This is a genomic window from Pseudoalteromonas sp. Z9A5 (assembly GCF_011378875.1).
Taxonomy (GTDB): Bacteria; Pseudomonadota; Gammaproteobacteria; order Enterobacterales; family Alteromonadaceae; genus Pseudoalteromonas.
In genome coordinates, this window is sequence record NZ_WTLC01000027.1 from 30,061 (window position 1) to 49,901 (window position 19,841).

Below are 19,841 nucleotides of genomic sequence, written 5' to 3' on the forward strand. Positions count from 1 at the left end.
TTGTGTGCTCCAATTGTTGTTGTGTGCCTTTACCTATTGCTACACATTAAATGTAACTAATAAGTTAAATTCACATTGACTATAACAGCTGGATATTATTATTACTAGGTTAATTTAGGCAAATAAAAAAGCCGCAAAATGCGGCTTTTATAAGGTTGCTACAAGGGTAATTTATTAAAAATTATAACGAACACCTAAACCGTAACGAGAGCCTGTTTGAGTGATGTTATAAATCAACTGTTGCTTACGCCCGTACGATGTTACGTACTCGTCGGTAATGTTTATACCTTCAATAAATACAGTAAGTCCCTCTACTGCTGGTACTTCGTAACTTACGTTAAAGTCTATTTGGTAATACTCATCGGTGTAAATTGGTGCGGTTAAATCGCCATTTACACGACGTTCATTTAAAAACGAGTCGCGCCAGTTATACGCAATACGTGCTTGTAAGCCTTCTTTATCGTAAAAGAACACCACGTTTGCAGTATCACTTAACCCTACGAGTGCTTCTGTATCCTCTAGCGAATCGTTGTCGTATTCAAGACCCGAGTCAACCATGGTGTAGTTGAAAATACCGCCAAAGCCTGACTCACCAAATAAGTGCTGAATATTAAATTCAAAGCCATCAATGGTGTATTCTTGGTCGCCATTTACAGGCACGTTTATTCTAAAGTTAATTGGATCATCTGAGTCTGGGTCACCAACAATTGTGCCGCCGTCTAACTCACCATCTTCATCAAATTTAGGTTGCACATTTGGATCATCAGCAAAGTTTTCAAATATGTAATTTCTGATGTCTTCGTTAGATGCATTACCACCTAGAGCACTTGATGCAGCTCTAAATTTTTCACCATTTAATGGATCCGCTAAGTTAAATATATTTGAGTCGATAGTGCCTGTAGTTATCCAGTTTGTTACGTCTTTTTTAAAGTAACCAAACGAAATATAGCTTCCTTCGCCGTAATACCATTCACTTGATAAGTCGTAGTTAATTGATTCAAGCGGTTTAAGTCCTGGATTACCAGACCCACCCGAATAACCACTTAAACTACCGCCGGTATTAATAGTTGTGCCGCCTTGCAGCTGACCATAACCCGCTCTTGAAATAGTTTTGCTTGCTGCTGCGCGAATCATTACATCTTCAACAACTTCAATATTAAAATTAATATTTGGCAGGAACTGGCTGTAATCTGCCGACTGGCTTAGCGTTTCAATACCGGTAACACCCGTTACTGATGTGGCTGTATCTTCGTTCCATTCTACGCGGCTGTAGCCGGGTGCGGTTGCTTTAGAATATACGTCTGTTTTTTCGTAGCGTAAGCCAACTTGTAGATCGAAGAACATGCCGCTCAATTCGCCTTTGTAATTTACTTGTGCAAAAGCAGACTGCGTTTTTTCTTCAGTAAAGCGGTTTGTTGCTGCATCCCAATCGGTTGAGGCACAAAATTGTCCTTCCCCGTTTGGTCCTGCCGCTGCGCCGTCGGCTGCTTTACAATCACCGTAAAGGTTATCTACGTTGGCAATCGGATCTGCGTACTCTGCTGCATTTACAATCGCGTCAAAGTCGGCAAAAAAGATTGTATTAAATAAATCATATTCGCCTTGTGTTGCAGTGCCTTCAAAATTACCCGCTTTAGCTTGAAACTTATCTAAAATAGTATCTTGGCGCCAATCGATATCAGCAAAGTCGCCCTCAACACCAACTCCACCCCAATCTGGGCGCTGTACTTGCGTATGACGATAATGGTTATTTACTTTATTAACCGCAACGCCAAAATCAATACTTAAACTGTCGTCAAAGAAGTACTTACCTGAGATTTGTGTTTGATCGATTTCTGAATCGTATTTGTCGTTTGCAAACCAGCTACCCGATAAACGCATGGTTTCTGGCGTGAAATTTTCAATGTTACCAATAGCAATACCTGGTAAGTCACCGGTTAAATCAAGCCCTGTACGCGAACGAGTGTACGACGGTAACTGAATATTATTACGTGTACCGTGGCGTGGATCAGTTGCTTTCATTGATGCTTTTGAACTGTGATGATCAAATTCTAGGTTAAGCTGATCCGATACCGCCCATTCTAGGTTAAAGCCTAATGAATCTGTTTTTTCTTCGCGACCCCAAGAACCTACCGTAAGCGACGTATCGCGGTAGTCGGCATCACTTTGAATGTCATAAATTTCTGAGTAAATAAGTGGATACGCGTTAGGCTCGCCCGCCCAAACAGATTCACTTCTGTCGCCAGCGTAGTTAAACCATACTGAAGCATCAGTGTGCTGCTCTTCAACGGTTGTTTTAAAGCCCGTGTAATCAAGGGTTGCTGTAATATTTTCAACAGGTTGATATTGAAATACCAACTGACCATTTACACGTTCACGTTGACGCTCTTCAAACACATAACGTGGTTGTTGCGGGTTTGAGTAAATGCCTGATGTAGGTCTGTTTGTTCCGCCTTCAGCGCCTGCAGGTACGCCGCCCCATCCTGTATTTGTGTAATCAGATGCTCTGTAGCCTTGATCTTGAATAAACTGTTGCATACCGCTTTCACGGTCTTGGTAGCTACCTGAAATCGAAATACCAAACTTGTCATCCCCAAATGTTTGCGAATATAAACCGCTTACCTCTGGTGTAATGCTACCCTCGTCGGTAGATTGATCGTCTACAGCTTTAACGCCAAACGATGCTTTTATACCTGGGCTATTTAAGGGTCTGTTGGTTGTTAAGTTTATAGTTGCACCAATGCCACCTGAAGTAACACTTGCGTCTGATGTTTTATAAACTTGCACGCCCGATACGCTTTCAGATGCGACATTTGCAAAATCAAATGTACGGTCACCTGTTGTATTTGGAAGTTGGCGACCATTAATTGTAATTAAGTTATTAGCAGGTCCAAATCCACGGACTGTTACGCGGCTACCTTCACCGCCCGCTCTATCTATTGATACGCCGGTAATACGTTGTAGTGATTCAGCAAGATTGGTATCAGGAAATTTCCCCATATCCTCAGCCGAAATTGCATCGACAATACCAGAAGAATCGCGTTTAACATCCATAGAGCGCTGCAATGAACCTCTAATGCCTGTTACTTGTATTATTTCTACATCTTCATCGGCAACGGTTTCTGCAGCGTAGCTTTGGTGAGGAAGCGTAACGGTACCCATTGCAGCGAGTATGGCTGTTGAAATTATCTTTTTCTTAAACATCATGATGCCTTTTTCTTATTAAATTATTATTGACGTACTGCAAGACTTTAAGAATTACTCGAAACATAATTGTAAACTATTTGTTTCATTTTACGGTCAATAAATAATTATTGTGTGTGTATGTTTTAAACGTTTTACAAAGACCACAACCAGTTTTAAACATGTGCTACTTAACTAATAAATCTTTAAATAACAGCATGTTTATGCTAATTCTTTGTGCTATTTTTTACTTTAAAATGTTTTCATTTTTTCATATGTCCTCAGCTTCCTCTTATTTAGACCATTAACAAAATAAATAAATGGTCATATTGACTATATCTTTTTAATGCAAATAAAAGGCGTTGCAGTGCTCACGCAGATAATTTGCATTGTTTGTAACTATTTATATTAAGCGTGTTCATATGGGCTTATTGTTTGGATTTTTCCGTTTGAGTCGTGCTCAAGCTTAGCCATTTTCATACTGCGTAAATGGGTTTGTCCGCCCGACAACGTACTGTCGTGATAAAATAAAAACCAACCATCATTGTGCTTAACAATTGAGTGGTGCGTGGTCCAACCAAGTACTGGGTTTAAAATAACGCCCTGATAGGTAAATGGTCCGTATGGGTTATTGCCCGTTGCGTATACAATTTTGTGCGTATCACCTGTTGAATACGAAAAGTAATAAACACTGTTGTGTTTGTGTACCCAAGGGCCTTCAAAAAAGCGGCGGTTGTTATCGCATACTGTTATTGGTAAGCCGCTCTCATCAAGTACAATAACCTCTTTTACGTCTTCGCTTAGGCTGATCATATCTTCAGATAATTTTGCAACACGCGCAGGGATTGCAGCTTCACCAATTTTTGGATACGTGTTTTCTTTGTTAAATTCGCTCGTTTGCCAATTTTGTAATTGGCCACCCCACAAACCACCAAAATACAAATAATGGCTTGAGTCGTCATCTTCAAATACAGCAGGGTCAATACTAAATGTTCCTTGAATATAATCGTCTTCGGCTTTAAATGGACCTGTTGGACTGTCACTTTTTGCAACGCCAATTCTAAAAATACCTTGCTGATCGCGCGCCGGAAAATAAAGGTAATACTGACCAAGTTTATGCGCTGCATCGGGTGCCCACATTTGCTTGCTTGCCCATTTTACGTCGTCTACACAAAGTGCTACGCCATGATCTATGGCTTTGCCTGAGTTTTCGTCCAGCGAAAACACATGGTAGTCGCGCATTGCAAAGTGGTCGCCGTTATCATTAATTTCATTTTTTGATTCAATGTCGTGCGACGGATAAATATACACTTTGCCGTTAAACACATGCGCAGACGGATCGGCGGTATACATGTGATCAACTAATACATTATGATTTTGTATTAACGAGTTGGCTCGTTGTAAGTCTTTTAACTGTTTAAGTTCAGCGTCACTTAATCCATTAGATGGGGGTGCTGCTTGTGCTGTATTTTGCATTTTCACTCCTAGTATTGCCTGCCCACTTTGCACTTTTAAAAGGTGCAAAGTGGACTGCTAAATTAGTTTATGGTTTTGTTATCAGCCAGCTGCGTTTGAATGCGCTTTACTTCAGGCTCGGTAAGTTTGTAACGTGTTATAAAAATTAAACATGCCACGGTACAAATTACTGGAATACCAGCAAAGGCGAGTAAAATGCCTGATAACGTGTGTTCTGATTGCTCTTGATTAGGCACGTATGCATAGCCAGATAATATCCACCCTGCAATAGCACCGCCAATTGCAAAGCCTAGTTTTATTGCCAATAAATGACCCGAAAACGTAACGGCGGTTAATCTGCGACCAATTTTTAATGCCCCGTAGTCAACCGTATCTGCCACCATCGAAAACATAATTGGGGTAATTATCATGTGGGCAAAGTTAGCAATAAAGTAGACGATAAAAATGGTGACTATAGCGTCGCTCTCAAGTACGTAAAACATGCTGTGAGAAATAATTACGACAACTAAAGCGACTATAAATAGTGTTTTCTTTTCAATAAATTTGGTTAAAAAGTTGGTAGACACAGCCCCTAGTACTGAGCCAATTGCTGAGAGTGTTAAAAAGTTAGAAGTAAGTGAGGCTTCTCCTACGTAGTACTTAATATAATGTGGTGCTACAGAGGCTCTAACGCCAATTAATATTAATGTTGCTAGGCTTATAACGGCTATTACAACCCATTGATCGTTTTTAAATAAGCTTAAAAACTCAAGAAAGGCATTCTTTTTACTTTGCGCGGGTTTAACTTGTTTGGTTTCTTTGGTCATTTTAAAACACAGTAAAAAACAAGCCGCTGCAAGTCCGCCTAAAAACACCATGGCTAGTGGGTAACCTACTACATCGTCGCCGTCGCCAAAAAAAGCAACCAGCTTAGGCAGTGCCCATACAATTACAAGCAGTGCAGCCATTGCCATTGCAAATCGATATGACTGAAGCGATGCACGCTCTTTAGGGTCGTTTGTCATTACTGCGCCAAGTGCGCCATAAGGTATATTAATAGCGGTATAACACGTCATTAATAGCCCGTAAGTAAAGTAGGCATATATAAGCTTGCCCGTAGAATCAAAATCGGGGGTTATAAATGCTAAGCAAGCAAACACACCGTAAGGCACGGCTAAAAATAATATATATGGGCGGTAAGACCCCCAACGGCTGCGCGTTCTATCGGCAATGCTGCCCATTATAGGGTCGGTAATACCATCAAATAAACGAACCGCTAATAATAAGGTACCCGCAGCGGCTGCAGATAAACCGTAAACATCGGTATAAAATATCAACATAAAGTTAGCGACCATTTGAAATACAATATTACTGGCTGTATCACCAAGGCCGTACCCTATTTTTTCTTTAATTGTGAGTGTGTGTTTTGTGTTGTTCATGTGTGCTCAATTTTCAATGCAAATCGATATAGTCAAAAATACTATATGCATTTTTAGCGGATGTAAACATTTATGTTACATTTTTAATCAGCCAGTAATTTATTTAATACATGGCGCTAATTAAGCGTTAAATTTACTAACATACAAAGGTATTATTCGTTCAATAAAAAACCAATACCAAGCCAAAGTCGAATATCGGCGTTAACGCGTAAAAACAGGTACAGTGTATAAAGTGATTAATTAAATAGATGTGATTGTTTTAAATAGGAATTATAAAAGCTTTTTATTTGCGCTTTACCCACCTTTTATATACCCTTAATAGTCTTTATAACAATATCTTCGTATAGCTTTGGCTGAGTAATTTATGCACTATAAAACATCAAACATTTCTAACAACATCGACGAAGAATCGATTCCTGATGACTGCATTAGTAATCTAACCGTAGATAATATTGTATTTGCTATTCATGAAGGTAAGTTAAAGGTGTTGCTGGTTAAATATAATCGAGGCCTTGCAACAAGCCAATGGGGTTTAATTGGTCATTGGGTTCGTAAAGATGAAAACTTAGACCTTGCAGCTCTGCGTGTTGTTAAAAGTACGACCGGTGTTGAAAACCTGTACTTAGATCAGTTAGGTGCTTTTGGTAACGTAGACCGCTACCCTGCCAGACGTATTATTACCATTGTTTATTATTCGCTCGTTCGCTTTGAAGAAACCAACCTTGTGAGCGGCGACAATGCTTTAGAGTGTGAATGGTTTGATGTAAATAGTGTACCGGCTTTAATGTTTGACCATGCTGATATTTTAAAAAGCGGCTTAGACTACTTACGCTACAAAGTAAGACACGAGCCTATTGGTTTTAGCTTACTCCCTGAAAAATTCACCCTGCTTGAGCTACAAGGAATTTACGAGTCGATTTTAAATAAATCACTCGATAAACCTAACTTTAGACGTAAGTTTCAAAAAATGAACTTATTAATAAACTGCAAAGAAAAACAAACCAACGTAGCTCACAGAGCCGCAACGCTTTATCGTTTTGACATAAACGTGTACGAAAAATTAAGAGAGTTTGGTTTTACATTTGAGTTTTAAATACAATGAATAATTGCAGTATTAAACATTGAAACGGGGAAATAAATACAACCCCCTCTTTTTTTAGATTATGCTATTAGCCTACTCGGTAGATTAAATAAAAGTGTTTATCAAGTTTTAGTTATTGATATAAAACTTGATAATATACAACATAATTAAATAGTTAAATAGTTAAATTATGTTGTATATCAAAAATAAACGTTAGCTAATACCTTGCAAGCTTACTTCACAGTTTTCAATGCTAAAGCCTCTGTCTTTTGCTATTTTAACTTTACTGTTATCAATGTCTGAGTTAAAAAACACGTCGTTGCCTTCAATAGAAATACTGCCTATTTGCTTTTGCATCGCAATCCCGCTGCTTGTAAGCTTAATGTCCATGTCGTCTGTAAAACCAATTAAAATAGGATCTGCACCAAGTGTTAAATTAAAGCTGTGTGCTTTTGCTAATGAAACGCCAGTACCAACGGGCTTTAATGTGACGTTAATTGATGCTTTTCTAAATACCTCTTCTGATGTTGCAACCATAAGCCCAATTACAGCGCCGGTTACAATAACGCCCATGGTGTAGCTTAAACCTAAGTTCATTACAACAAGCCCAATTGCACCACCTACTGCACCGGCAATTAACGCTACTTGTGCTTTTAAATTAGGTATTCTTAATGAGGCAACATAACCTGCTGCGGCTCCACTAATACTCCAACCAATAAGTCGCCCCATCTCATCAGATAACATATTCATTGATAAAAATGCTAATAAGCCACCAGCAGCACCTATACCAAGCCCTTTAGATGCACCATTAAATATTTTATTGGTGTTATCCCATGAATTGCTTTGGTAGTAATTTTGAACATAAACAAGGGATGCACCAATTAATGCAGCATCAAGCGCTCCTGTAAAAACCCAACTACTAAAGGCTGATTCAAGAATACCTGTAATATGCGCCAAAATTGCACTCGCTAAACCGCCTACACCGGCGCCTGCTGCAAACAAAACTTTTTTATTTATCATTTTCCTTCCTATAGAAAATTAGTGTTTTAGTTACTGTATACCCAACTAAAAATATACATGTAAAGATTTAATCAACAGTCACTATCAACCATTTGAATATTTAATAATCGGTCACCTCTTTCATTACCAATGAGTAAATTAATCCCATCTGTAATTTGAATCTGACTTCCTACTGGGTAACTTTCTTTTGTGGTTGCATTTATTAGGTGAGGCATATTTTCGTTTACCAAATACCAAGCGTGATTATGAAAAACAAAATAGCCTTGTCGCTTTTTATCATGTGCTTGCAGCCTTTCGTTTGGTGTTACAAAACGATTGGTGTGCCATCTGTATAATGATTGGTTTGTGTAAACCATTAACCTGTGGTCATCAGAAACAAAGCGCCCTTTTTCTCTTTCAGAATAAAAGTTAATTACAGGAAGTAACCCGTTGTACTTGGTACCGCAAAAAGGGCATGTTGGCGAGAGTGTATTATCAAAAATATACCAGCCTTGTTTGCACTCTGCGTTAACGCATGGCTGAATCAAATCAATCGATTTAATTAATGCGCTTTCCCATTCATCAGCAGTTGGTCGGCTCTGTGGCGAATGAAGCCCGTCAATAAAAGCTCTTTCAAATAACTTACTTATGTATGGACCGGTAATTGAGTAAGGTAGTTTGTTGGTGTCTTTCCAAGGTAGCTCGGTTGGTTTTACTCTTTCTAGTTTTATTCGGTTGTCGGCGTTTGTAGGGTGCTCTACAAATAAAGCTTTTTCGCCCATGGATAAGGTTTCGTCTTTTTGCGGGTCTAAGTCTCTTACTTTGTCGCCTCGCAAAGGGTGGCGTAGTAATAAGTAGTTATAAATTAAAACAGCTAACGCGTGTCTATCTGTTGATATATTTGGTAAACACCTCGCTGGGTCTGTTTTAGATAGGTGCGCTGTGGCTACCACCTCAGGTGCAATAAAATCAGGTGTGCCTACTACGTCTGGCGGGTACTTTCCTGGTACAACCAAACCATCAACATCAATGATGGTCGCAAGTCCCTCTACAGGCGACACAAGCACATTTTTATAACTTAAATCAGAGTGAGCAAGCCCTGCTGCATGTAATCTGCGTACGGCTCTGGCAATAGTAAGGGATATTTTTAGGTATTTAGACCAATCCCCTTTTTCTCGGTTATCAAGAAAACGGTTTTGGTTATTTGCCGATGCAAACCATTTACCTTGTTTTTCTTTGCCTTTGATATTTAAAAAGTCATTATTAACTGAGCCATAATCAAAGAAAAAATGCGCCTGATACGAGGGTACAACAACGCCTATTCGACCGTCGTGTTCAACAATTTTTTCAGGCCAACAAAAAAAGCTTTTCCAGTAATCACCGGTTTCATGCTGAAAAATACTTTCGCGATACCGACCCGTGATCATTTCTAATCGTTCTATGCTTGCATGATCTAGCTCGTCTCTGTAAAAAGCGACCACGTAGGATTTGCAAGGGCTAAAGTACACATCTTTCATTGCACCTGAGCCAATGATCTCATCAACAAATTCTACAACAGAACCATCAAGTGCGTTTATTTTAATAACTGCCATAAATCACTCCTTAACGAGGCAAACAGAAATTGTACGATCGTCATGGTTACCCTTTGACCAAAAATCCATCCACTGGGTTAAACCTTGTAAGCCATCTTTACGGTTTTTGTTTGTAACATGAGGCTCTAACTCATTCCATAGTCGGTCCCAATGAGTTAGTGAATCTAGTTGTTTTTCTGTTTCAAACCATGCATCGGTGATCCCATCGGTGGCAAGAATAAGCGCACTCATAGATTCAACCTTTTCGATTCTAACGCGCCTGTAAACACTGCCATCGTCAAATATTTTGTTATCTAAAAATCGCGTTTGCCCAGCAAATTCACCACTGTCTGGTTCGCCCATTAATACTACTTTTTTATTTTTATCGTATATGGCAATACCACCATCCCCAATCCAAAAAGAGATAACGAGGTAGCCACCTGCCACTTTTTTATGCGCGGCAAGTATTAATGTTGTAGAGAAGTCTTTTATACTGTCGCCTTGGTTTGCATCAACACTATTGTTTATTGCTTTAGCGGCACTAAAAACGGCTTTTACGATAGTATGCTGGTAGGCTTCGAGTAATGATTTTTGGTTTTCTTCGTTACTATCATTAGAGAAGTCGTTATACGCTTTTTCAAGTGCGGTGCCGTAATGTCCATTTAAAGATTCTTTAAGTGAATCGGTTGCATTGTTTACGGCAACAAATGCGCCTTGGCGCGAATATTTGCACGAACCTGCACCATCAGCAACACAGCTAATAATCCATTCAGATGAGTCGTCGCAGTAAAGTTTAAAATCGTCATCGCGATGAATGCCTTTATGAGCATGCGAGCGCCCCCTTACACTGCTACCCATTAACAACATGCTGCTATTTTCACAATATGCGTGGTGTGTGTCTGGTTTATGAAAACGAGCAGTGTCGTCTGAGGGGATATTTTTCCACAGTGATTTTGGATCGGGCACAATAGTTACTTTTACTCTTACAACCACACCCTGAACCTGCCCATTAGCAAGCGGTGTGGAGCCGTATAAATCAAACTGATGATCGCCAACTTGAGTTGTTGTGCCAGACAACGTTAATTTATCTGCATCAAATTCTACGCCCTCAAACTCATCAATACTTTTGGTTTGAAAAAAGCTGATCTTTGCATCAGTTTCACTCGCAAGAGATATCGATTCAAAAAACAGCGTATTAGCTTTAAGGTTAGGCAAGCGGACATTAATAACCAAAGGCGGTATTTGTTTATTTACACTTAAGTTGTTATTTTTTTTATGCAATTTAGCGCCCTCTGTTGTTAGACGCACCATACTTTTGTCATTTTTTACTAATGGCGTTAGCTCATTAAGCAATGCATTTATATGATGCTGTACAACGGTTTGATCTAAATGTTGGTTAGCTCGCTTTTGAACAAATGACTGTTTTGTATTTGTAAGTGAGGCTTGGAGTAAAATGTCTAATAATGCTTGTTCGAGCTTTACTTTACTCATTAGCCCTGACCTCGCGTAATAGAAAAGTCACCGCTTCCTTGACTAAACTTAATGCTTTTTTCGCACCACGGACACATAACAATATCTTCGTCGCCAATGCACAATAATTTACCACAACCGCACATTGCAAAAGCTGACTGATTACCGCATTGCGGGCAAGGCGGAATACCATCAAGTGAAGAAGTATCGACGCTCTGTGCAACGTAATTATCAGAAGACCATTCAAAGTAACTTTCTTCTAATTTATAGGCACCTTCGAGGTGATAATACTGATGATTTTGAATAAAACGCTCCATCCCTTCAACAAGTTTTGGTTTAGCGTATTTAATTAAATAAGGACGACGATTGCTTGAACAACGACCCGTTAATGTTACACAACTTGAATCAGACGCACTCGCCTCATGGTTGTTAAGCTCGCTTGTATTACCCATTATTCTTAAGCCAGCGTTACTTACTTTTTCTAGAGATACGGGAGAATTTTTATTATCTAGCTCTATCATTTGGCTTTGTGCTTTAACAGATGCACTTACCCATTCAATAAATTTAAAGAACTGATTTTTATCGGTATTTTCCAACGCTAACACGGGGTTTGCAACTTGATTTAATATATCAACATCTGCATTTAAGCCCAACGTAATGGCAATAAGGCTGGCATTTTTAGCGTACTTATCTTGCCAACGCGTAATTGCCTGGCTTGGATCGTCTGTTGGTTTTCCATCAGTTATAAGAAAAACAATAGGTTCCCAATCACCACGTGTTTCATATGTGGTTTTTTTTACATTGGTATCTATTTCATCCATTAATACATTTAATGCGCTACCTAAAGATGTACCGCCACCAACAGGAATTTTAGGCGGATAAAAAGAAATCAAATCAACTAAGGGAGCAATTGTTTTAGCTTTGCCGGCAAATGCTATAACGCTAATAAAAACAGTTTCTAATGAATGAGGATCTTGACGCAAAGAAGAAACGATATTTTCGATTCCTTTTTCCATCAATTCAATTGGCTCTCCAGTCATTGACTCTGATACATCTATTACAAAAAATATCGGTAATCTGCGCATGCTATTTCCTTATAATACGATTTGAAACTCCGGCGGTGGAGGTGGTAGCGAGTTCTCCAGTGGTCCATCTACACCTGAGCTCATTGAGCCGGCTGCTATAGAATCACTTACCCATTTAAAAAATTGTGAAAATGCCGAACTTTCCATGTTATCTAACACAACAACATTACTTGTTAATTGCTTTAAAAACTCAGGTTTTGCTTTAGGACCCGCAGCACACGCAATTATTTCAGCAAAGTTACTTGCCTTAACTTTTGGTAGGCTTTCTTTAAACACCATTAAATCTGATGGTGAGCCATCGGTCATAATAAACAGCATGGGTCTAAAGTCGCCTTTAGTATCATCTGAGGATTTAATTACATTTTTTGCTACTTTATCAACAACAAATTCCAGAGCTTCTCCCATGTGAGTAGCACCCGATTTAGGTAATTCAATCTCTGAAAATTGCGCACTTTCGAGCGGTGTTAAAGGTAAGATTTCTTTCACTTCACGATCAAATGTAATTAACGATAAATACACAGATTCAAGCGCGTAAGGGTCTTGTCTTAACGCGGTTAGCATTGAACTAATACCTACGTTAACAGCATGAATAGGCTCGCCTTGCATAGAACCAGAGCTATCAATTAAGAGGTATACAGGTAAACGTCGACTCATTACTGACTCCTATTTTTTGGTTAAATCAACTAAGTTAATTTCAGGTGGTGGCGGCGGAAGATCCGATAGTTGAGACGCTTCTGATTCGCCATTTTCTACTTTTTGAGAGTTTGTAGAAATACTTGCAGATACCCACTCAAAAAAGGCTGAAATTGCTTTAGAGTCTGCATTTTCAAGATGCACAACATTTTCAGTTATTCTTGTAAGCTCATCTATTTTTGCATGATGACCAGCAGCGCAAGCAACTATAATACCCATTTTTGTTGCTTTTAAATCATCGATACCTTTTTGAAAATCGTCGGTTGCACCACCATCACTAAATACAAAAACGAGTGGTCGCCAATCGCCTTTTTCGTCAAGCGTTGTTGTTTTAACTTCTTCATTCACTTTATTAGCAAGTAAAGTAAGTGCAGCCCCAAGCGATGTGGTGCCTGAAGGCGTTAAATCGGGTGATTGAAACGACATTAAATCAGTAAGAGGCACTGACTGAACGGCTTTAGTGTTAAATTCAATTATTGATAAAAATGCAGTTTCTAGTGCGTAAGGGTCTTGGCGAAGTGATGAGAGTAAGGTTTCTAAACCATTTTTTACTGATTCAATTGGCTCTCCATACATTGAGCCAGATGTGTCTAATAATAGGTATACTGGTAAACGCCTCATAATGAGTTCCTTAATAGATAATTAACGAAAACTCATGCGTAGATAAAGCAGTTAAACATAAACTAATAACACAAAGTGATAGTTGTCATTATTAATTTGTTAGCATATTTGTTTACTACCTTCTCTACACATTAATTTTTGTAACTGATTTACAAATCAAACTCAGATGGTGCAATACCTACCGCATTACACGCTTCTTTAATTGCACGTTTTTCGTCTGCGTCAAAATCGCCATCAGCACCGCCAATAACAATACCTAACTGAATACACGCACGCGCTTGGTCTGGTTTACCTTTTAACGCGCTCAAAGCTTGAATTGCTTCTATTTTACCAAAGTCGTAATCGGCTTCTAATTTGTTGCAATAAAAGTCAAACTTCTCTTTTAAATCAGAAGCAGAAAAAACCTTTAAAGACTCGTTAGACACAATAAAACCAGCCGTTTTTTTACGCTCGTCTGCGTCAATATCGCCATCAGCCGCTGCAACTAAAGCACATATAGCCATTGAAGCATCTGCAAATTTTTTGTTTTTAAATTGTCCGATGTTTTTTTGTAAACTGTCGTTTGCATCGCTTATTTTTTCTTTAACGTTATTCCAAAAACTCATACTATTCTCCATTAATTGTTTATAAACGGACTTAATTGCCCTTTTTTTACATAAAACTTTTTTTCAGCGAGCTCTAACATGGGTATATCTACGGGTAAATTACCGTATGCCTCTTCAACTGAGCACGTTAACTTTTCGCTCGCAATTAACGAGTTAAATCGCGCTACTTTTTCTTCAATTTGACACTCTGTACCAATTAACCCATTTAGTACATTATCATCTTCTTTCAATAATGTACCAATTACTCTTTCAACGGGCCATTGTAGTTTATTAACTATGCCTTCAATAAAGTATTGGGGCGAAGCGGTAATAATCCAAATTTCTACCCCTTGAGCATGCAAGTCCATCATTCGCTCTAGCACTGGCTTAATAGGGGTTAATTTTTCGGCTGTGTTTACACCCGCTTCAAATACCAGTTCGTTGCTTTTATTATTTAAAGAAAGCATATAGAAATGCTGTTTAATTTCATTTTTTATAATTTTTCTAGATACTTTTCGTTTTGCTACAATGGGTAAAAGATAAGTAAAAAGAGGTCTTCTACCTAAAAAATACTTGAACAAAAAACTCAAAGAGTTTTCTTTAACCAATGTTTCATCAAAATCAAATACTGCTATTTTTTTCATAACTAATCTACATCTTTTATAAGTGCACACGCACCAAATGGCATTTCGGGTAATACACAGATCTCAATGCTCTTTTCGTTGGCTATTGTAATCAAATGCGCGGTATTTGGGTTACTCGCATCATTTACAATCAAAAGGTCAGGTACTCTGCGTAACATTACTCGTGTTGCTTCTGCTATACCGGGTTTAATTCTGTTTATATCGGTCACGCTAAATTTGTTCATTAATAAGCGAATATAATTTTGAGTTAGCTGATTACGCGCTTCTCTTTGTTGCTCATCTGGCACGGCTGCTAGTTTATAATATACCGCTTTAAAGCAATTGGAAATTTCAGAAATAAACCAATTTGAATAATCATATTGAGCTAAATGCTCATACGAAATACAGCCATGAAAATCATCTTTTTTAATCTGATCATTAATAACTGAGCGACTAATTAAACCACTTACTGTTGAGTTCATTAACGCACTGGGTATTGCATAGTCCTCAAAAGTAACGCTGTAGTCAGCGGTTCCACCTATGTCGGATACAACATATAACGTGTTGCTTATATTAACTTTACGGCTAGCATTATAATCTTCAATCGCTTTTTTAAGCTCTTTAGTAATAACCCCTTTGGCAGTCCAACCATCAATAAATACAATGCTTTGAGGAGGTATTTTTAAATCAAAAATAAGATAATCTAAAGCATTAACATCAATACCTTTATCGCGAACAATGCTAATTGAGTAGTGCGTTGAGTTATATTGTGAGTAGTTGTTTATACCTTTATTAACAAGCACGCCAATAGGTGTACCCGCTCTAACTAAAGAAACAATGCACACATCTTGCTTAACATTATTGGAAATGAGGCACGATAGATTAAGAATTTCTTCAGCTAATTTGTGTTTATATTTTGCTGTTAAATCATGAAATAATTTTTCATATTCAGGAGTTGGCTTACTTTCTTGGCTAACCATTTGAGAGTAATGCAATTGTCCTGTTTGAATTAAGCGTTCTTTATCTTCGATAGAATGAAATTCTGGTTTTATTTTTTTTAATAAGAACAAGCAATCATGTTCTGGATAACTACCCATTAATGGAGTTTTCATTGATATTGCTCCTTGTCTAAAATTTGCGAACCGTTGGGAGCAATTAAAAAATCAGACTCTTTCATAAAAGGTAAATCACTATTACTGTCGCCAATACTAAACACCGTATCATGCTCTCCTATCTTCAATTTATCTTTAATAAACTTAACCGCAATTTCTTTTCTTGCATAAGGTGGTAATATCGCAAAATTACGTCCATTGCTGTGCAATAACATGTCATTTGGAAGTATGCTTTTTAAATACGAATCAACCTCTTTGGCTTTATTTTCGCTGTAATCACTTCTTGATACTTTAACACACACATAAGCTGTAATGCCTTGATCAACAATAAGCCTTACCCGCAATGAACTGTCTAATGCTGTAAAATAATTATGTAGATGATCAAACGTTTTTACTAACTCGCTTTGCAATAATGCTAAGTTAAACTCTGCGTTAATAAATGCGTGCCATTGCTCTAGCAATGCATGATTTTGATCTAATATAACGGCGCCATGCGATACCACCGCATACGGTGTATTTTTAATAGCAGGTAAGCTGCAATTTAAAAACGAATCTGTTCTTCTGCCTGTTACTGGTATAAATACGCCACCTGCGGCTTCAAAAATATTAAGCAATTTTTGTTGCTGTAACGAAGAATACCCTTGAGGCTCACCTTGGTTATTTGTTGTTGCCACAAAAGATAAGTCACCTTTTGTGTTTTTTAGGCTTTTAAACAATGTGTCGTCTAAATCAGTAAACACAAACAGCCTTGAGGTGTGCTGTGCTAGCATTTCCATTCGTGGTATTTAACCCCATCAGTAAATAGTAGCCCTTCATAATTTTTTTCACTCACTACAAATATTGATTTGTTTTCAGGGAAAAAATTATATAAATAATGTTCAGTGTCGTTTTCTACTGTAGTAATTCTATGCTTATTAACGATTGTATCGCACAGTAATATTGGCGACCGATTAATAGATTGAAAAACCACTTCCACCCCTTTATTTTCAAGTCTTTCGGCTAATAAAAATGGAATATATTGATGTTCTCCATCGGCAATAACTACCGTACTTTGAGATGTATTAATGCTCTTTATTTTTTCTTTGTAAGGCATTAATAAACCACACCTGCCGGTATCATTTGCAGAGGCCGCATTAGAGAGCTTAGAATTTACTTTATCAGGGAGCTGAGGATTAAAATCAGGGTCTTTATCTAAACTAATATTAGCTTTGAGTAAGGAGACATAACGAATTGGAATATCCAAATTTAAGTCATGTAAATAGTTTTGTTCGCCCATTAAATCTACGATTGACGTAACTACTATTTCTTCTAAATCGGGTAAGTAAGGAAGTATTTTTAAAAGCAAAACCTTAATAGTGCGCCCAGTGGTAATTTCATCATCAACTATAACAAGTCGTTTAGATTTAATTATAGAGTTTAATAAATTTTCACTTGGTTGGTAAAACATGTGATTAACTGCGTGGCTATGTTCTTCATCTACAGTAAACCATAGTTTTTCATCTAGTTTATGCCTTGTAGTGTGTTGAAAATAAACATCATCATTTTGGGTGTGAGCCAAACTGTCAGCAACACCTGCACCTAAACCGGTTGCCGCTTCAGCAAAACTTACAACATAGGTTTGAGACCCTTCGCCTATCTTTTCGGCTAATTGGTTGTAAGTTTGTCTCATTACTTTAGGAGCTGTTGGGGTGTAACGTCCTATTAATTTATTTACTAAAATAAAATGGCGTTTAGGATTTTCTCGACAAGCAAATGTCAAAATACGATCTAGTGTTGTTCTTTCTTCAGCCGTTTTTAACGAGAGAGTACCGGCTTTAATGTCGTAGATATGTTTCATATTTTCCAGTTATATTTTCTGTATGCTTATAAAAATCCCAGTTGCTATTACGCTCCTGTTTAACTGAAAATTTTTTAATACATTTATAAGTCAATTGTGTGTGTTTAAATTAATGTGTGCCGCTTTTTACAAGCCACTTCAATTATATAAATATTACTAATGCTATATCTAGTGCACTAAATAAGCGGTCAATAATAGCAATTGTAAAAAGGCGCTGTAACAAGGCAATAGTTTAGATATTTGAAGTGCCAAGACGAGGAGTATATAAATAAATAATAAATTTATAAACCCAAAATTCATACACCACAATTATAAATGGGCTTAATATTTAAGCCCATAACGTTTAATAATATCAAGCTTATAGCGCTTGAGACTAATTAAATACCTATTGAATAACGAAGTACATACTCGCTGCCCAAACAGCAAACATAGCAAGTAAAAAATACGCTATGGTTTTTGTCACTTTTTTATAATTAAATAATAAGCTCGCAGCAACTGCAGCCGTTACCCCAACAATTGACCAACGTAATATTGTTAAGTTGGCATCTTGTACAAGTGGTAAAGAATCCACACCATTAATTATAAACCAAGCTAATAATGGGAGTGCAAATGCAATGGTCGTATCAAAAGTGTTAGATGCTAATGGATTAGCAACTGCATCTTCGTATTCGCCTTTTTGAGCATCTTTAATTGATAAAATTAAGTCTGGTACAGACGATGCAGCAGCACCAAAAACTAAACCAGCAAAAAATTGAGGTACACCTAATACTGTTGCGCTGCCTAAAACACCTTCAACAAGTATGTGAGAAGCACCCGAAATAACTGCAATAGCTAATGATATAACAACTACAGCACTTGTTGCCGTAAAGGTACGATTTGAGAAAAATAACGCGTTAAAGTTAAAGGTAAAGATATTCGCGATAACACCTTTGTCTTCAATCTCTTCATACTCATATTCTTCTTCATCGTCGCCGCTTACATGATTTTTAGCATCAAAATATAAATGAACCGCATATAAAAAATAAATTACATTTAATATTACAGCCATCCAAATTGTAAAACTATTAAAACCAAGGCAAACAATTAACGTAATTTCTGCGATTAAAACCCAAAAAACATCACGTAAAAGTACACGTTTATTAAGTTCAATATACTCTACCGATTTACCATTTCCATCTTTAGCCATAATGATAGACAAAGCAGGTATAACACAACCATTAAAGATAGCAGAACCCGCTGTAACACCTAAAGCAACCATAACGAGAGATGGGTCGTTAAACCAAAATAAACAAGCGATTACAACACACATTTCCGGCATGCTAGAACCAATAGCATTTACTGTTGCACCTTTAACCCCTGGCGGGAAGTTACGACCTAAATACCCTGCAGCCTGCTCAAATGTGTCGCACGCAAACTTAAGTAAGTAACACGACAAAATAATATATATAAATGGTAATATTGTATCTAACACGTCTTTCTCCGACTAGGCAATATTAACGCCATAATTAACAGCCATAGCATGCAGACCACCTGCGTACCCTTGACCTACCGCTCTAAACTTCCACTCATTGTTATGTCTGTAAAGCTCGCCAAAAATAATGGCTGTTTCGGTTGAATAATCTTCTGATAAATCATAACGAATTATTTCTTCGCCTGACTTTTCATCAACAACACGTATAAATGCATTCGATACTTGTCCAAAGTTTTGAGATCTGGCATTTGCATCATGAATGGTTACACCAATTACAATTTTATGAACGTTACTAGGCACGATTGATAAATCAATTTTAATTGACTCATCATCTCCATCTCCGTCCCCAGTTAAGTTATCTCCAGTATGCTCTATTGATAAGCAAGGTGAAGTTAACGCACCATAAAAAATAAAGTGTTGATCAGATATAATTTTTCCAGCTTCATTTAACATAAACGCTGATGCGTCTAAATCAAAATCAGCGCCATCTGATGATCGTGAATCCCAACCGAGCCCGACTAAACACTTACTGATACCAGGTGCAATTTTTTCAAGAGATACATTTGCACCCTTTTGTAAGGATATTGCCATTAATTACTCCTTTAATATCTATAAAT

At 37.7% G+C, this 19,841-nt stretch carries 17 protein-coding genes; 1 reads left to right on the plus strand and 16 read right to left on the minus strand.

Annotated features, from left to right (window positions below):
• Positions 1 to 174 precede the first annotated feature (174 nt).
• The 3 genes from GQR56_RS14075 to GQR56_RS14085 form a co-directional block, all read right to left on the minus strand.
• Positions 175 to 3,204, minus strand: a complete 3,030-nt coding sequence (locus tag GQR56_RS14075; RefSeq protein ID WP_166112550.1) for a TonB-dependent receptor — start codon at positions 3,202 to 3,204, stop codon at positions 175 to 177.
• 387 nt (positions 3,205 to 3,591) lie between these two features.
• Positions 3,592 to 4,659, minus strand: a complete 1,068-nt coding sequence (locus tag GQR56_RS14080) for a glycoside hydrolase family 43 protein (RefSeq protein ID WP_166112553.1) — start codon at positions 4,657 to 4,659, stop codon at positions 3,592 to 3,594.
• 62 nt (positions 4,660 to 4,721) lie between these two features.
• Complete coding sequence (locus GQR56_RS14085) at positions 4,722 to 6,077, minus strand: MFS transporter (protein WP_007585185.1); 1,356 nt, start codon at positions 6,075 to 6,077, stop codon at positions 4,722 to 4,724.
• A 364-nt stretch (positions 6,078 to 6,441) separates the two neighbouring features.
• On the opposite strand from GQR56_RS14085, the gene GQR56_RS14090 reads away from it, so the two are divergent.
• Positions 6,442 to 7,170: an NUDIX domain-containing protein gene (locus GQR56_RS14090; RefSeq protein WP_007585186.1), complete on the plus strand. Its 729-nt coding sequence runs from the start codon at positions 6,442 to 6,444 to the stop codon at positions 7,168 to 7,170.
• A gap of 201 nt (positions 7,171 to 7,371) precedes the next feature.
• Here GQR56_RS14090 and GQR56_RS14095 read toward each other — a convergent pair whose 3' ends face one another.
• The 13 genes from GQR56_RS14095 to GQR56_RS14155 all read right to left on the minus strand — a co-directional run bounded on the left by GQR56_RS14095 (position 7,372) and on the right by GQR56_RS14155 (position 19,815).
• A complete protein-coding gene (locus GQR56_RS14095; RefSeq protein WP_166112556.1) occupies positions 7,372 to 8,178 on the minus strand; it encodes a hypothetical protein in 807 nt (268 codons plus the stop codon).
• A gap of 71 nt (positions 8,179 to 8,249) precedes the next feature.
• The gene (locus GQR56_RS14100; RefSeq protein ID WP_166112559.1) at positions 8,250 to 9,749 is read right to left on the minus strand and encodes a kinase; all 1,500 of its coding nucleotides are present in this window, start codon (positions 9,747 to 9,749) and stop codon (positions 8,250 to 8,252) included.
• A 3-nt stretch (positions 9,750 to 9,752) separates the two neighbouring features.
• Positions 9,753 to 11,219, minus strand: coding sequence for a PP2C family serine/threonine-protein phosphatase (locus GQR56_RS14105; RefSeq protein ID WP_166112562.1), 1,467 nt, complete (start codon positions 11,217 to 11,219; stop codon positions 9,753 to 9,755).
• The gene (locus GQR56_RS14110; RefSeq protein ID WP_166112565.1) at positions 11,219 to 12,283 is read right to left on the minus strand and encodes a TerY-C metal binding domain-containing protein; all 1,065 of its coding nucleotides are present in this window, start codon (positions 12,281 to 12,283) and stop codon (positions 11,219 to 11,221) included. The genes GQR56_RS14105 and GQR56_RS14110 overlap by 1 nt, the downstream gene beginning before the upstream one ends.
• Before the next feature lie 9 nt (positions 12,284 to 12,292).
• Positions 12,293 to 12,937 carry a VWA domain-containing protein gene (locus GQR56_RS14115; RefSeq protein WP_024610999.1) on the minus strand — a complete coding sequence of 215 codons (645 nt, stop codon included), beginning with the start codon at positions 12,935 to 12,937 and terminating at the stop codon, positions 12,293 to 12,295.
• 9 nt (positions 12,938 to 12,946) lie between these two features.
• Positions 12,947 to 13,597: a VWA domain-containing protein gene (locus GQR56_RS14120; protein WP_024610998.1), complete on the minus strand. Its 651-nt coding sequence runs from the start codon at positions 13,595 to 13,597 to the stop codon at positions 12,947 to 12,949.
• Positions 13,598 to 13,746: 149 nt separating this feature from the next.
• The gene (locus GQR56_RS14125; RefSeq protein WP_166112568.1) at positions 13,747 to 14,202 is read right to left on the minus strand and encodes a TerB family tellurite resistance protein; all 456 of its coding nucleotides are present in this window, start codon (positions 14,200 to 14,202) and stop codon (positions 13,747 to 13,749) included.
• Between the two features lie 11 nt (positions 14,203 to 14,213).
• Positions 14,214 to 14,825, minus strand: a complete 612-nt coding sequence (locus GQR56_RS14130; RefSeq protein ID WP_166112571.1) for an HAD family hydrolase — start codon at positions 14,823 to 14,825, stop codon at positions 14,214 to 14,216.
• 2 nt (positions 14,826 to 14,827) lie between these two features.
• Positions 14,828 to 15,916, minus strand: a complete 1,089-nt coding sequence (locus tag GQR56_RS14135; protein ID WP_166112574.1) for a cysteine protease StiP family protein — start codon at positions 15,914 to 15,916, stop codon at positions 14,828 to 14,830.
• The gene (locus GQR56_RS14140) at positions 15,913 to 16,656 is read right to left on the minus strand and encodes an HAD family hydrolase (protein ID WP_166112577.1); all 744 of its coding nucleotides are present in this window, start codon (positions 16,654 to 16,656) and stop codon (positions 15,913 to 15,915) included. Before GQR56_RS14140 ends, GQR56_RS14135 begins: the two co-directional genes overlap by 4 nt.
• Positions 16,657 to 16,679: 23 nt before the next feature.
• Entirely contained in the window at positions 16,680 to 17,753 is a 1,074-nt protein-coding gene (locus GQR56_RS14145; RefSeq protein WP_024610993.1) for a phosphoribosyltransferase domain-containing protein, read from the minus strand.
• Positions 17,754 to 18,138: 385 nt separating this feature from the next.
• Complete coding sequence (locus GQR56_RS14150; RefSeq protein WP_166112582.1) at positions 18,139 to 19,224, minus strand: sodium:calcium antiporter; 1,086 nt, start codon at positions 19,222 to 19,224, stop codon at positions 18,139 to 18,141.
• Between the two features lie 12 nt (positions 19,225 to 19,236).
• Positions 19,237 to 19,815, minus strand: coding sequence for a TerD family protein (locus GQR56_RS14155; protein WP_166112585.1), 579 nt, complete (start codon positions 19,813 to 19,815; stop codon positions 19,237 to 19,239).
• Between the last annotated feature and the right edge of the window lie 26 nt (positions 19,816 to 19,841).